This window comes from Synechococcus sp. Minos11 (assembly GCF_014279855.1).
Classification (GTDB): domain Bacteria; phylum Cyanobacteriota; class Cyanobacteriia; order PCC-6307; family Cyanobiaceae; genus RCC307.
On the sequence record NZ_CP047953.1, the window covers coordinates 2,192,757 to 2,206,497 of the forward strand.

Below are 13,741 nucleotides of genomic sequence, written 5' to 3' on the forward strand. Positions count from 1 at the left end.
CTTGTCGCAGATAAGTCCAAGTTGAGACTGTCCTATGGGAGCGGCCATGACAAACCGTCAGGCCAGTTCCAAACGCCGCTCGACAGCGGACCTCGTGCGCCTGTATCTGCAGGACATTGGCCGCGTCGACCTGCTCAGCCACGAAGAAGAGCTCACCCTCGCCCGGCTTGTCCAAAAGCGAGAGCAGCTTGTGGTGGAGCGCCGCGGCCTTTGCAGCAAACATCCCGACGTGGCTCGCCTGGAGGCTCTTGAGGAGCAACGGCTACGGGAAACCTCAAAGCTGGGCCATCAACCCTCCCAAAGCCAATGGGCTCAGGCTTGCGGGCTAAGCGCGGGTGAACTGCGCGCCCAGGTGCAGGCGGGCAACAAGGCCTGGGCCGAATTGCTCGACATGAGCCCCGGCGATCTGCAACGGCAACTGCTGCATGGACGCCGCGCCAAAGAGCGCATGATCCAAGCCAACCTGCGCCTGGTGGTGGCCGTTGCCAAGAAATACCAGCACCGCGGCATGGAACTGCTCGATCTGGTGCAAGAGGGCACCCTCGGCCTGGAGCGGGGCGTTGAGAAATACGACCCCACCCGCGGCTTCCGCTTCAGCACCTACGCCTACTGGTGGATCCGGCAGGGAATCACCCGTGCCATCGCCACCCAAAGCCGCACGATTCGCTTGCCGGTGCACATCACCGAAAAGCTCAACCGCATCAAAAAAGCCCAACGCGATATCGCCAGCCGCCTGGGCCGCACCGCCACGCTCAAGGATCTTTCCCAAGAACTCCAGCTCTCCGAGGAGGTGGTGCGCCAGACCCTGATGCGCGTGCCGCGCTCGGTGTCACTCGACACCCGCGTTGGCCGTGACATGGACACCGAACTGGGCGACCTGCTCGAAGACGGCATGCCCACCCCCGAGCAGCGGCTCACCCGCGAAAAGCTGCACGACGACCTGCTCGTGCTGCTGAATGAGCTCAGCGGCCGCGAAGCCCGCGTGATCCGGCTGCGCTTCGGGCTCGATGACGACACGCCCCAAACCCTGGCGGAAATTGGCAAAACCCTGGATCTCTCCCGCGAGCGGGTGCGCCAAATCGAATCGCGGGCCCTGCACAAATTGCGCCTGCCCGAACGCCGCGGCCGCGTCCGCGACTACATGGAAGACCTTGATTAGGTCTCCCTGTTCTTCCACCAACCCACCGCCTCATCTCCAACCCCAGCCGTCATGGCCCATCTCGCTCCACCCATCGACATCGGCATCCCCACCAACCAACGCCTGGAAATTGCCGAAGGCTTAGGCCGCCTGTTGGCCGATAGCTACGTGCTCTACCTCAAGACCCACGGCTTCCACTGGAACGTGACCGGGCCGATGTTCACCTCGCTCCACACGATGTTCATGGAGCAGTACACCGAGCTGTGGACAGCCCTCGATGAAATCGCTGAGCGGATTCGCGCCCTCGGCCAGCTGGCCCCGACTGGCGGCCGCCGCTACGCCGAACTCTCCAGCATTGAAGAGTGCAACGAATCACCGGAAGCCCTGGCCATGGTGGCTGAGCTGGTGCGGGGCCATGAAGCTGTGGCCCGCACCGCCCGCGGCGTGCTGCCTTTAGCAGAAGCCGCTGGTGATGGTCCCACCGCTGATCTGCTCAATGCGCGCCTGCAAATCCACGAAAAGACCGCCTGGATGCTGCGGGCGCTGCTCGAGGGCTGAGCTCAGCGCTCCAGGGTGCAGTTGATCGCCAGCTCAAACGGCACTGCCGAATTGGGCAGACGCAGCAAGTCCGCCGAAAGATCAGCGATGTCTTGCGGTTGGGTCATCGCTTCAGCAGGGATGGCCTGAACGGCCGCGGCCATGTCGGTGTTCACCCAGCCTGGGCAAATGGCGGTCACGCGGATGCCCGCCTCCCAACCTTCGTTGCGCATGGTTTGGCAGAGCCCCAGCAGGGCAAATTTGCTGGCGGTGTAGGCCGCCAAACGCCCCTTGCTGCGTTTGCCACTCATCGACACCAGCACCTGCAAGCGCCCTTCGCCATGGGCCGCCAGCTGCGGCCAAGCGGCCCGCGTCAGCCACCAGGGCCCCATCAAATTCACCGCCATGGTGCGATTGATCTCCTCCTCTTGGCCCGCCTCAAACAGCACCCCTGCTCGGCTGAAGATCCCAGCGCTGTGGATCACGCTGTCGAACCCACCGAAGTGAGCGGCGCTGGCCTGCACCCAAGCGTCCGCCGCCGCCGGGTCCTCGGCGTCATAGGGATGCAGCAGCACCCGATCAGCGCCAGCAACGGCTGGATCCAAGGCGGTGCCAGCCAAGGCTTGCAGATCTCTGAGCCCCAAGCTGAGCCGGTGGCCATCGGCCAGCAGGCGCTCAGCAATGGCCCGGCCAATCCCGCGGCTAGCGCCACTGATCAAGAGGGTGCGCACGGCGACAAAGCTGGTGGACTGCAGCGGTAAATTGGCATGTTGCCGATCAGCCCATGGCCAAGTTCGTCTTTGTCACCGGCGGAGTTGTCTCCAGCATCGGCAAGGGAATCGTGGCCGCCAGCTTGGGCCGGCTGCTGAAAAGCCGCGGCTACCGGGTTTCGATCCTGAAGCTGGATCCTTATTTGAATGTGGATCCGGGCACGATGAGCCCGTTCCAACACGGTGAAGTGTTCGTCACCGAAGACGGCGCCGAGACCGATCTGGACCTGGGCCACTACGAGCGCTTCACCGACACCGCCATGTCACGCCTGAACAGCGTGACCACCGGTTCGGTCTATCAATCGGTGATCAACAAAGAACGCCGCGGTGATTACAACGGCGGCACCGTGCAGGTGATCCCCCACATCACGGGCGAGATTCGCGAGCGCATCCACCGGGTGGCCGCCAACAGCAATGCCGATGTGGTGATCACCGAGATCGGCGGCACCGTCGGTGACATCGAATCGCTGCCCTACCTGGAGGCCATCCGTGAATTCCGCGGCGATGTGGGCCGCAACGACCTGGCCTATGTGCACGTCACCCTGCTGCCCTACATCGGCACCTCCGGTGAACTGAAAACCAAGCCCACCCAGCACTCCGTCAAGGAGCTGCGCTCGATCGGCATCCAGCCCGACATCCTCGTGTGCCGCAGCGATCGGCCGATCGATGACGAACTCAAGGCCAAGATCGGCGGCTTCTGCGGCGTGCCCACCAAAGCGGTGGTGCCCTCCCTCGACGCCGACAGCATCTATGCCGTGCCGATTGCCCTTGAGAAAGGCGGGCTCTGCCGTCAGGTGCTCGATGTCTTGAGCCTGCAGGACCATGAGAGCGACATGGCCTCCTGGGAAGCGTTGGTGCAGAAGCTGCGCAATCCCGGTCCCGCCGTGAAGGTGGCCCTTGTGGGCAAATACGTGCAACTCAACGACGCCTACCTCTCGGTTGTTGAAGCGCTGCGCCACGCCTGCATCCATTGCGATAGCGCCCTTGATCTGCACTGGATCTGCGCCGAACAGATCGAAGAAGACGGTGCCGATGGCCTGCTCAAAGGTATGGACGCGGTGGTGGTGCCAGGCGGCTTCGGCAATCGCGGCGTCGACGGCAAGATCGCTGCCATCCGTTGGGCCCGTGAACAGCGCGTGCCCTTCCTGGGCCTCTGCCTGGGCATGCAGACAGCTGTGATCGAGTGGGCCCGCAACACCGCCGGGCTGGTGGGGGCCACCAGCGCCGAGCTGGAACCAGCCACCACCCATCCGGTGATTCACCTGCTGCCTGAGCAGCAAGACGTGGTTGATCTGGGAGGCACCATGCGCCTTGGCGTCTACCCCTGCCGGCTATCACCAGGAAGCAAAGCCCATGAGCTCTATGGCGAAGAGGTGGTCTACGAGCGCCACCGTCACCGCTATGAGTTCAACAACGCCTACCGCAATCTGTTCCTGGAATCGGGCTACGAGATCTCCGGTGTGTCGCCGGATGGCCGCTTGGTGGAACTGATCGAACTCAAAGGGCATCCCTACTTCCTGGCCTGCCAGTACCACCCCGAATTCCTGTCGCGACCGGGCCGGCCCCATCCACTGTTCACCGGCTTGATCCAAGCCGCCAGCCAGCGGCTGCCCCAATCCCCCAGCGAAGCCATCAGCCAGCGCGCGTGAGCAGCCTGCCGGTGGTGGAAACCTTCCATTCCCTGCAGGGGGAAGGTCTGCATGCCGGCCGCAGCGCCTTCTTCATCCGCTTGGGCGGATGCACGGTGGGCTGCAGCTGGTGTGACACCAAACACTCCTGGCCGCAAACGGCTCACCCAGCCTTGGAGACCCAAGCCCTCGCCGCCGAAGCCGCGGAGGCCCAACAGCAAGGGGCGGCCTTTGTGGTGATCACCGGTGGTGAGCCCTTGCATCACAACCTCGATGGCTTCTGCCAAACCCTCGCGGAGATGGCGCCAACCCTGCCGCGCCATCTGGAAACCAGCGGAGTGGACCCCCTAAGCGGAAGCTTTAGCTGGATCACCCTTTCTCCTAAAGCCCACAAACCACCGACGCAAGAGCTGCTGGCTTGCTGCGATGAACTCAAAGCGGTGGTGCATGGGCCCGAGGATTTGGCCTTTGCCGAGGCCATGGCCGCCCAGGCACCCCAAGCGCATTGGTTGCTGCAGCCCGGTTGGGACAGCCCCCAAGGACAGCAGCTAGCCGTTGAGTTTGTGCGCAACCACCCGCTCTGGCGCCTGAGCCTGCAAAGCCACAAATGGCTGGGGGTGCGCTAAGCCGTTGCTATGAGCAGCACCACCATTGCCCTGCTGTCGGGCGGGCTGGATTCCGCCACCGCCGCAGCCTTAGCCAGAGAAGCCGGCCATCGCGTCATTGGCCTGTCGTTTGATTACGGCCAGCGCCACCAACGGGAGCTCAGGGCGGCCGCTGAGGTGGCGCAAGCTCTGGGCCTCGCTGAGCACCACACGATCAATGTCAACTTGGCGGCCTGGGGTGGCTCCTCCCTCACCGACCTGGATCAACCCGTTCCCGATCAAGGCGTGCAAGACGGCGTGATCCCAAGCACCTACGTGCCCGGCCGCAACACCGTGTTCATTGCCCTGGGGCTGAGCCTGGCGGAAGCCAAAGGCGCCGAGCGCCTGGTGCTGGGGGTCAACGCCATCGACTACTCCGGCTATCCCGACTGCCGGCCGGACTACCTCGATGCCTATCAGCACCTGGCGGATCTAGCGAGCCGCAGCGGCCGCGAGGGTCATGGCACCCAGCTTTGGGCACCGCTGGTGGAGTGGAGCAAAACCAAGATCGTGGAGGAGGCCCTGCGGCTGAACGTGCCGATTGCCAGCACCTGGAGCTGTTACGCCGGCGGGGACCATCCCTGCGGCGTCTGCGACAGCTGCCGCATTCGTGATGCGGCCCTGCGCGAAGCCGGGCGCCCTGATCTCGCCAGCCGATGAACCCGCTGCCCTGGTGGGAGCCGCTGCAGCTCGCGGCGGCCTTGCAGCAGCGCTACGGGCACCAGGGCTTGGTGTGGCTTGATGGCGATGGCAGTCAGCGGGGCCGCTATGCCGTACTGGCAGCTGGCCCCAGCAAGCAGGTGCGATGCGATGGCTTGCCGAATGACCCAGGAGCCAGCAATCCGTTTGCAGCCTTACAGCAGGCCTTCGCCCGCGGACCCGGGCACTGGCTGGGCTGGCTCAGCTATGAGGCCGCCGCCTGGATTGAACCTGGAGAGCACTGGCACCGCCCGGCGATGGCTCAGCTCTGGGCCGGCCATTACGAGGTGGTGGTCGAACTGGATCTGCAGCAACGGCAACTGCAGTTGCGCGGTGAAGGCCCACAACGCTCGGAACTGGAGCAGTTGCTGCTGCAACCACAACCCAGCCTGGAGAGCTGCGATGAGGCGATCCCTCTCACGGGGTGGCAGTGGCTCACCAGCAATGCCGACTACGGCCGCCAAGTGCAGCAGGTGCGCGAATGGATCAGCGCTGGTGATCTCTTCCAGGCCAACCTCACGGCCTGCGCCGAACAGCAGCTCAACGGCCCGGTCGACCCCCTGGCCCTCTACAGGCGCCTACGCCGCCAGTGCCCATCCCCCTTTGGCGGGCTGATGTTGGCTAGCCGCGATGAAGGCGTGCTGAGCACATCACCGGAACGGTTCCTGCAGGTGAGCGCCCATGGCCTGGTGGAAACCAGACCAATCAAAGGCACCCGGCCCCGCCACAGCGATCCAAGCCGCGATGCCGATGCAGCTGCCGAGCTTGTTTGCAGCGCCAAAGACCGCGCCGAGAACGTGATGATTGTCGATCTGATGCGCAACGATCTGGGCCGCGTCTGCCGCAGCGGCAGCATCGAGGTTCCCCAATTGGTGGGGCTTGAGAGCTACCGGCAAGTGCATCACCTCACCTCCGTCGTGACTGGCCAACTGAACGATCCCAGCGATCTAGCTGGACTGCTGCGGGCCTGCTGGCCTGGCGGCTCGATCACTGGTGCCCCAAAAATTCGCACCTGCCAGCAACTCAATGCATTGGAGCCTGTGGCGCGCGGTCCCTATTGCGGCAGCTTTTTCCATCGCCGCCCCGATGGCAGCTTCGACAGCAACATCCTGATTCGCAGCCTGTTGCTCAAAGGTTCAACCGTGCGCGTCCATGGCGGTTGCGGCATCGTGGCCGACTCCGACCCAGCTTTGGAAACCGAAGAACTGGGATGGAAAGTGCAACCACTGCTGCGGGCCTTGAGTTGAGATGAGCCACGCCATCGCCTGGGTTGAGCAGCAATGGGGGCATCCCGACCGCTTAGGAGTGCCCGTCAGTGATCGCGGCCTCGGCCTCGGCGATGGAGTGTTTGAAACCCTGCTGATTCGAGGCGGCGTGCCTCAACTGCTCGGCGAGCATCTGCAGCGCTGGCGGGATGGGGCCACTTGGCTGCAGCTTCCCGAACCACCGAATCAACAGCAGGTGGAGCAATGGATCGCCGAAGCCATTCGCCGCAGCGGCATTGCCGATGGAGCCCTGCGCATCAACTGGAGCCGGGGCAGCGGCGGCCGCGGCCTGCAACCTCCTGCGCAAGCAAAAGGGCGCTGCTGGGGCAGCTTGTATCCCCACCAACCAAGCTTCCAGCGGCAACAAGTGGTGATCAGCGAACGGGTGCAGCGCTGGGCCGACGACCCATTGAAAGGATGCAAAACCCTCGACTACAGCGCCATGGTGCTGGCCCGACTGGAAGCCAGCCAAGCCGGTGCCAGCGATGTGCTGCTGCGCAGCAGCCAAGGCGGTCTTTGCTGCGGCAGCAGCGCCAATCTGCTGGTGCAAGAGGGCGGGCAATGGCTCACGCCGCCGCTCAGCAGCGGCGCCTTGCCCGGAGTGATGCGAGCTCGCGGTGTCGCGATGGGGCTGATCCAAGAAGCGCGCCTGGCCGACTCGCTCCCGAATGAGCAACCCGCGCTGCTGCTCAACAGCCTGGATTGCCGCCCCTTAAATCACATCGCTGAGCCGCTCGCGGAGCCTCTGTTTGTGCAACTTTTGGGTTCAGATTGAACCGTTCAATTTTTCAATTTGAAAGAAAAATGAAAATCCACGCCGGAATCATCAGGGCGTGACGATTGACACGGTTTCCCATGGGTGCTTGTGCATTGATGGTGGTCCAACAGGTCTTGATCCATGTCTCTGGGCTGCTGCAGCTACAGGAACGACGACGATCGGATGGTGATCCTGCGCTGTTTTGGCAGCGATGGTTTTTATCTCGAGCGCGTCATCTTCCCATTTGAAGTTCTGAACTTTGTGGCTCCTCCAGAGGCTGAAGTTGAGATTTGGAGCCATTCGATCGGCAGCCCCGAACTGGTGGCGACGCATCCCATTCGAGAACTTGTCGCCCCAGAACCAGCCGAGTTGGTGAGCAGCAACTAACGCTGCGGTTTAAACGCTGAGGAACTTCTCCACCACGTCCTGACTGAGTTCGGTGGTGGGACCACTTGCCACAATCCCGCCGCGCTGCATCGCGTAGTAGCGATCAGCCTGCCGCACGAAATGCAGGTGCTGCTCCACCAGCAGCACACTGATTCCTTGCTCGCGAATGATGCGCCGCACCGCCTGTTCAATGTCTTGCACGATGTTGGGCTGAATGCCTTCAGTGGGTTCGTCCAGCAGCAACAGCGACGGCTTGCCCATCAAGGCCCGGGCAATCGCCAATTGCTGCTGTTGCCCGCCACTGAGGTCGCCTCCTTTGCGGGGCAAGAAGTCACGCAAAATCGGAAACAGCTCATACACAAAAGGATCAATCCGTTTCTGACGGCCCATCCCCCCCGGCCGCGCTTCTAGGCCCAACAGCAGGTTTTCCTCAACAGTGAGTTGGGGAATGATTTCGCGCCCCTGTGGCACATAGCCCACACCGGCGCGAGCCCGCTGATGGGGCGGCTGCCGGTCGAGGCACTGCTCAGCAAAGTTGATCTGACCGCTGCGGGGCTTGAGCAAACCAATAATGCTTTTCAGCAAGGTGGTTTTGCCGACGCCATTGCGGCCGATCAGACACACCATCTCCCCAGAATTCACGGTGAGGTCCACATCCCGCAGGATGTGGCTCTCGCCGTAGTAGGTGTTCAAGGCGCGAATCTCGAGCTGTTCCATCACATCTCCTCCTGGGTGCCGAGATAAACCTCAATGACTTGGGGGTCCTGCTGGATCTGATCCATGGACCCCTCACACAACACATGGCCTTGATGCAGCACCGTGACCGGGCTGTTGAGCCGGCGAATGAACTCCATGTCGTGCTCAATCACCAACACGGTGTGATCCCCGGCTAACGACTTGAGCAAGTCAGCCGTTAGATCGGTTTCCTCATCAGTCAGCCCAGCCACCGGTTCATCCACCAGCAGCAGGTCGGGGTCTTGGCCCACCAACATGGCGATCTCCAGCCACTGCTTTTGGCCGTGTGAGAGGGAGCCAGCTAGCCAATCAGCGCGGTTCTGCAGATTGACGATCTCCATCAAGTGCTGCACCTGATCACGCTGATCAGCCGTGAGCCGGCCGAAGAGCAAATCCAGGGGCTGCTTCGGGCGACTGACCGCCAGAGCCAAGTTTTCTTGAACGCTGAGCTTTTCAAACACCCGCGGGCTTTGAAACTTGCGGCCAATGCCGAGCCGGGCGATGCGGTGCTCACGGGCACCCACCAACGAGCGTCCCTTGAACACCACCTGGCCTTCGGTGGGCTTGGTCTTGCCGGTGATCACATCCAAGAACGTGGTTTTGCCAGCACCATTGGGGCCAATCACCGCTCTGAGCTCGCCCGGTTGGAGGCTGAGATTGAGATCCCGCAGGGCCAGAAAGCCGTCGAAGCTGACGGTGATCTGGCGCAACTCCAAGAGAGGAGCCGTCATGGCTGCACCTCCTCATTGCCATCAATTTCCAGCTTGGGATAGGTCGCCAACTTGCGAACCCAGCCCACCTTTGAGAGCAGATTTTGAGGGCCATCGGTTTTGAACCACCCGATCACTCCCTCCGGCAACACCGTGACGACCAGGATGAACAAACCGCCCTGGATAAACAGCCAGCCCTGAGGCCAAGCCTCAGACACCAGGCTCTTGGCATACATGATCACAACGGCGCCGAAGATCGCCCCCACGAGCGTGCCGCGGCCGCCCACGGCCACCCAAATCACCATCTCAATGGAGAAGGGAACCGCCATGTATTGCGGTGAAACGATGCCGGACTGCACGGTGAACAGCGCGCCGCCAATGCCGGCCAAGCCACCAGCAATGGCAAAGACAATGGTCTTAAACAGCGTGGGATTGAAGCCGGTGAAGCGCAGCCGTGGTTCGTCATCACGAATGGCAATCAGCACATCGCCAAAGCGGCCCTTCACCACCCAACGCACGAACAGCCAAGCCAGAAACACCAGAACACAGGTCACCCAGAAGAAGTACCGCTGCATCTCTGGGGAGCCCACCATCTGACCAAACAGCTGAGTCACATCGGTTTTGAGGCCATTGGTGCCATTGATCAGCTTCTGCTGGCCGTTGAAGAAGTTGAAAAAAACCAACAGCGCAGCCTGGGTGAGGATCGAGAAGTAGACCCCCTTGATGCGATTGCGGAACACCATGTTCCCGAGCAGCGCAGCCAACAGTGATGGAACCAACCAGATGGCAATCAGCGTGAACAACGGGTTGTGAAACGGCTCCCAGAAAAACGGCAACCGATCTACGCCGTACAAGCTGAAGAACTCAGGGATGCCATTGGGTTGGCCAGACGAGCTGTTGAGCTGCAAATACATCGCAGCCCCATAACCACCCAAGGCAAAAAAGATGCCCTGACCGAGGCTGAGTAATCCGGTGAAGCCCCAGATCAGGTCAATTCCCAAAGCAACGATGGCCAGCGATAGAAAGCGGCCGAGCAGGTTGAGGCGAAACACTGGCAGCACTGCCGGGGCGGCGATGGCCACGGCCACGATCACCGCCCAAAACACCAGCCACCGCCAGCGCTGTTGTTGAAAGGCTTGGAACATCAGCTCAGGCCTCCACCATGCGTCCCTTCTGCGGGAACAAGCCCGCGGGACGGAACTGCAAGAACACCACGATCAAGGCGAAGACCAGCACCTGGGCCATGCTCGTGGTGGCAAAAAACTGAACGGTGCTCTCCAGCGGTGCCGGCATGTCGGGCCAGATCGTCAACAAGCGTCCGGCGCCGATCAAGTCGGTGAGTAAGCCGATCGCAAAGGAGGCGATCACGGTGCCAAGCAAATTGCCCACACCACCGAGCACCACCACCATGAAGCAGCCAACGATGTAGGAGGTGCCCACATTCGGGCCCACCGATCCCAGCAACGACACGGCCACTCCGGCGATCCCAGCTAGGCCAGAGCCGATGCCAAAGGTGAGCACATCCACCGTGTCGGTGGGGATGCCAAGGCAGTCACTCATCTCGCGGTTTTGGGTCACCGCACGAATCCGCATCCCCCAGACGCTGCGATTCAAGAACCAGGTGACCCCGACCACCGCAAGGATCGTGATCACGATGATCACCAGGCGCGGCACCGGGAAGGTGAGATCCATAAATTCAATGCCGCCACGCATCCATTTCGGTGCGGTCACATCCACGTTCCGGGATGTGGCACGGGCAATCTTGCTGATCTGGGAGGCCAACACGCTGCCGAACAGCACTCCAGCAAGAGCCGAAACGCCCCAGCTACCGGCCCGCACCCAACGGCTGCGGGGACCTTGCAAGAGATCCTGCGGCAGCACCAAGGGAAGCGAAAAGCCCAGCACCAAGGCCAGCACCACACCGGCGGCTTGGGCCAGCGGCACGCTGCGCACGAACTGCTGCAGGATCAAGCTCACGCCCCAAGTCGCCAATAGAGTTTCCAGTGGACTGCCGTAGAGACGGCGAATAACAGTGCGCTCGAGCAGGATCCCCACCACACCGCTGGTGATAAAGGCAATCGGGATCGCGACCAAGACGTAGAGGTTGTAAACCGGCTGCAGCGCAGGCAGTTTGAAAATCAGCTGAACCACATAGGTGGTGTAAGCCCCGAGCATGATCAGCTCGCCATGGGCGAGGTTGATCACACCCATCAGGCCAAAGACGATCGCCAGTCCAAGTGCTGCCACCAGCAAAACCGAGCCGATGGCAACCCCGTTGAACAAGCTTTCAAAAAGCAGTTGCACGGAAGTGGGGGGAGACGAAAACAGCCAATGAAAAGACGAAAGGAGGAGCCCCAAAGGGGACTCCTCCAGAGGAATCACTCAAAGGAGTGAGTCAGCCTGATTCAAAGGATCAGAGCTTGTACTTCTCGCCCTTGCTGGGATCGGTCCAGTCGCAAGCAAAGCCTTTGGAGGTGGGCTCGAACTGGTTCCAGGTCTGGGGATCGATGGGGTTGTCGGACTCCTCGATGATTTCGAACTGACCATCTGAGGTGATCTTGCCGATCCGCACGATCTGAGAGATGTGGTGGTTCGGACGCACTTCGATCGGACCTTGGGGAGCGTCGAAGGTGACGCCAACCAGGGCTTCGCGAACTTTGTCGTCGTCGAAGGTGCCGGCCTTCTCAACCGCCTTCTTCCACAGATAAACCATGTTGTAAGCCGACTCCTGAGGGTCAGCCACCACACGGTCAGCGCCGTACTTGGCCTTGAAGTCAGCAGCGAACTTCTTGGAAGCCGGGGTGTCGATGGACATCATGTAGTTCCAAGCGCCGTAGTGGCCCTCGAGGAACTCAGGTCCAATGGTGCTGATCTCTTCTTCCGCGATGGAGTAGCTCATCACGTAGTAGCCATTGGCAGGGGTGATGCCTGCGTCCTGGATCTGCTTGAAGAAGGCGACGTTCTGGTCGCCGTTGAGGGTGTTGATGATCACACCGCCATCGGGCAGAGCCTTCTTGATCTTGGCGATGATCGGAGCCACCTCGGTGTTGCCCAGGGGCAGGTAGTCCTCACCCACCACCTCGCCGCCGAGCGACTTGAGCTGCTCTTTGGTGATGGTGTTGGAGGTGCGGGGGAAGACGTAGTCCGAACCCACCAGGAAGAAGGGCTTACCAGCGGCGGGCGAGTTCTTGTACATGAAGAACGTCGCAGGCTCCGACTGCTGGTTCGGAGTTGCACCGGTGTAGAAGATGTTGTTGGAGCACTCCTGACCCTCGTACTGAATCGGGTAGTAGAGGAAGGCGTTCTTCGACTCGTAGACCGGCAGCATGGCCTTACGGCTCGCCGAGGTCCAACCACCGAAGACCACAGGCACCTTGTCCTGATCGATCAGCTTTTTGGACTTCTCAGCGAAGGTGGGCCAATCCGAGGCACCGTCTTCGACGATGTACTCGATCTTGTACTTCTTGCCGTCGACTTCAACGCCGCCAGCAGCGTTGATTTCATCGATCGCCATTTTCTCGGTATCCACCAGGGTGGACTCAGAGATGGCCATCGTGCCGGTGAGCGAGTGGAGGATGCCCACCGTCACGGTGTCGTCGTACTCGACGTTGGAGGCTTGATCACCACCACCGCAAGCGGTGACGCTCAGGCCCAGAGCCGAAGCCGCAGCAGCGGCCATCAGGCGCCGGGAAAGGGAGAACTTCATGAGTCAATCCGTACGGAATGAAGCGGAACGCCAAAGGGCGAAGAATCGACAATACGGATCACAAATGCCCTTCTTGTAATGACAGCTACCGTTTTGCTCTTAGCGAGCCAAAGTTGACGCTCCAGGTAGCTGTTGCAACAAAAATGACTCGACTTCGGTGACGCCTTCACCACTGCGCAGGTTGGTGAAACACCAGGGGCGATCACCTCGCATCATGACGGTGTCGCGCTCCATCACAGCCAAATCAGCGCCCACCAAGGAAGCTAAATCGATCTTGTTGATCACCAACAAATCAGAGCGTGTGATTCCTGGCCCGCCTTTGCGCGGGATCTTGTCGCCGGCCGCCACATCAATGACATAGATGCAAAGGTCCACCAGCTCAGGACTGAAGCTGGCCGCCAGGTTGTCGCCGCCACTCTCCACCAAAACCAGATCCAAACCAGGAAAGGCCTGCTCGAGTTCTTCCACCGCCGCCCGGTTGATGGAGCAGTCCTCACGGATGGCCGTGTGGGGGCAGCCGCCGGTTTCCACACCGCGAATGCGCTGGGGCTCCAGCGCTCCAGCGCGAGTCAAAAACTGGGCATCTTCTTGCGTGTAGATGTCGTTGGTGACCACAGCCAGCTGCAACTGATCCCGCAAGCGGCGGCAGAGCACCTCAACCAGCGCTGTTTTGCCAGACCCCACGGGGCCAGCCACCCCAACCCGCAAACGACTCATAGCGCAGCGTGCACTAGCTGCATGTTGGCAAGCCAAAGCGCCTCGTAA

15 protein-coding genes are annotated in these 13,741 nt (G+C 61.4%); 8 read left to right on the forward strand and 7 right to left on the reverse strand.

Annotation, left to right across the window (positions count from 1 at the left end; genetic code table 11):
• Nucleotides 1–46 precede the first annotated feature (46 nt).
• Both SynMINOS11_RS12305 and SynMINOS11_RS12310 read left to right on the forward strand, forming a co-directional pair.
• Nucleotides 47–1,159 (forward strand): RNA polymerase sigma factor, RpoD/SigA family, encoded by a 1,113-nt coding sequence (locus tag SynMINOS11_RS12305; protein WP_011936851.1) that lies wholly within the window; start codon nt 47–49, stop codon nt 1,157–1,159.
• 51 nt (nt 1,160–1,210) lie between these two features.
• Entirely contained in the window at nt 1,211–1,696 is a 486-nt protein-coding gene (locus tag SynMINOS11_RS12310; RefSeq protein ID WP_011936852.1) for a Dps family protein, read from the forward strand.
• Between the two features lie 2 nt (nt 1,697–1,698).
• On the opposite strand, the gene SynMINOS11_RS12315 is transcribed toward SynMINOS11_RS12310, so the two are convergent.
• Nucleotides 1,699–2,406: an SDR family NAD(P)-dependent oxidoreductase gene (locus SynMINOS11_RS12315; RefSeq protein WP_186548856.1), complete on the reverse strand. Its 708-nt coding sequence runs from the start codon at nt 2,404–2,406 to the stop codon at nt 1,699–1,701.
• A 53-nt stretch (nt 2,407–2,459) separates the two neighbouring features.
• Here SynMINOS11_RS12315 and SynMINOS11_RS12320 point away from each other — a divergent pair, with 53 nt between their 5' ends.
• The 6 genes from SynMINOS11_RS12320 to SynMINOS11_RS12345 all read left to right on the forward strand — a co-directional run bounded on the left by SynMINOS11_RS12320 (nt 2,460) and on the right by SynMINOS11_RS12345 (nt 7,825).
• Nucleotides 2,460–4,094, forward strand: coding sequence for a CTP synthase (locus SynMINOS11_RS12320; protein ID WP_186548858.1), 1,635 nt, complete (start codon nt 2,460–2,462; stop codon nt 4,092–4,094).
• Nucleotides 4,091–4,699 (forward strand): 7-carboxy-7-deazaguanine synthase QueE, encoded by a 609-nt coding sequence (locus tag SynMINOS11_RS12325; protein WP_186548859.1) that lies wholly within the window; start codon nt 4,091–4,093, stop codon nt 4,697–4,699. Before SynMINOS11_RS12320 ends, SynMINOS11_RS12325 begins: the two co-directional genes overlap by 4 nt.
• A gap of 9 nt (nt 4,700–4,708) precedes the next feature.
• Nucleotides 4,709–5,377: a 7-cyano-7-deazaguanine synthase QueC gene (gene queC, locus SynMINOS11_RS12330; RefSeq protein WP_011936856.1), complete on the forward strand. Its 669-nt coding sequence runs from the start codon at nt 4,709–4,711 to the stop codon at nt 5,375–5,377.
• The gene (locus SynMINOS11_RS12335; protein ID WP_186548861.1) at nt 5,374–6,663 is read left to right on the forward strand and encodes an anthranilate synthase component I family protein; all 1,290 of its coding nucleotides are present in this window, start codon (nt 5,374–5,376) and stop codon (nt 6,661–6,663) included. The genes queC and SynMINOS11_RS12335 overlap by 4 nt, the downstream gene beginning before the upstream one ends.
• A gap of 1 nt (nt 6,664) precedes the next feature.
• A complete protein-coding gene (locus tag SynMINOS11_RS12340) occupies nt 6,665–7,456 on the forward strand; it encodes an aminotransferase class IV (RefSeq protein WP_186548863.1) in 792 nt (263 codons plus the stop codon).
• 123 nt (nt 7,457–7,579) lie between these two features.
• Nucleotides 7,580–7,825: a DUF1830 domain-containing protein gene (locus SynMINOS11_RS12345; RefSeq protein WP_186548865.1), complete on the forward strand. Its 246-nt coding sequence runs from the start codon at nt 7,580–7,582 to the stop codon at nt 7,823–7,825.
• A 9-nt stretch (nt 7,826–7,834) separates the two neighbouring features.
• Here SynMINOS11_RS12345 and urtE read toward each other — a convergent pair whose 3' ends face one another.
• The 6 genes from urtE to ureG all read right to left on the reverse strand — a co-directional run bounded on the left by urtE (nt 7,835) and on the right by ureG (nt 13,693).
• Complete coding sequence (urtE, locus tag SynMINOS11_RS12350) at nt 7,835–8,542, reverse strand: urea ABC transporter ATP-binding subunit UrtE (RefSeq protein WP_011936862.1); 708 nt, start codon at nt 8,540–8,542, stop codon at nt 7,835–7,837.
• A complete protein-coding gene (urtD, locus tag SynMINOS11_RS12355) occupies nt 8,542–9,291 on the reverse strand; it encodes an urea ABC transporter ATP-binding protein UrtD (protein ID WP_186548867.1) in 750 nt (249 codons plus the stop codon). The genes urtE and urtD overlap by 1 nt, the downstream gene beginning before the upstream one ends.
• Entirely contained in the window at nt 9,288–10,415 is a 1,128-nt protein-coding gene (gene urtC, locus SynMINOS11_RS12360; protein WP_011936864.1) for an urea ABC transporter permease subunit UrtC, read from the reverse strand. The genes urtD and urtC overlap by 4 nt, the downstream gene beginning before the upstream one ends.
• Before the next feature lie 4 nt (nt 10,416–10,419).
• The gene (locus tag SynMINOS11_RS12365) at nt 10,420–11,574 is read right to left on the reverse strand and encodes an ABC transporter permease subunit (protein WP_043737512.1); all 1,155 of its coding nucleotides are present in this window, start codon (nt 11,572–11,574) and stop codon (nt 10,420–10,422) included.
• 109 nt (nt 11,575–11,683) lie between these two features.
• Entirely contained in the window at nt 11,684–12,976 is a 1,293-nt protein-coding gene (gene urtA, locus SynMINOS11_RS12370) for an urea ABC transporter substrate-binding protein (protein WP_011936866.1), read from the reverse strand.
• A 99-nt stretch (nt 12,977–13,075) separates the two neighbouring features.
• The gene (ureG, locus tag SynMINOS11_RS12375; RefSeq protein WP_186548869.1) at nt 13,076–13,693 is read right to left on the reverse strand and encodes an urease accessory protein UreG; all 618 of its coding nucleotides are present in this window, start codon (nt 13,691–13,693) and stop codon (nt 13,076–13,078) included.
• Between the last annotated feature and the right edge of the window lie 48 nt (nt 13,694–13,741).